This is a genomic window from Brevibacterium sp. SIMBA_078, from assembly GCF_046534565.1.
In the GTDB taxonomy this organism is placed as follows: Bacteria; Actinomycetota; Actinomycetes; order Actinomycetales; family Brevibacteriaceae; genus Brevibacterium.
In genome coordinates this window covers 1-254 of the sequence record NZ_JAWRYQ010000396.1, presented here as the reverse complement: position 1 = coordinate 254, position 254 = coordinate 1, and the positions used below count along the sequence as shown (strand labels likewise).

The 254-nt window shown below is 25.6% G+C and carries 1 protein-coding gene; it reads right to left on the bottom strand.

What is annotated here, in order from left to right; genetic code table 11:
* Window positions 1-254, bottom strand: a 254-nt coding sequence (locus tag SB749_RS20170; RefSeq protein WP_410711875.1) for a hypothetical protein, incomplete at both ends; no start/stop codon positions are given.

Sequence of the window (254 nt, the reverse complement as noted above, 5' to 3'; positions counted from 1 at the left end):
AATTTTTATTTCCCCATCATTTACACATATTAAACTAAAGTCTAGGTTCATGTTTGAACTTTCAATTATATAACCGATACCATCATTGTTTTTTCTAAACCATTTTGGCGAATTTATAGTGAAGTCATACTCATTTTTATCGAAAACTATATCGTTACTAGCATTACCTATATTTTTAATATCTATTCTAGCTAACTTAAAAACGTTTAGAATATTTAAAATTGATAGGTTATCAGAATTGTCAACATGTGTAT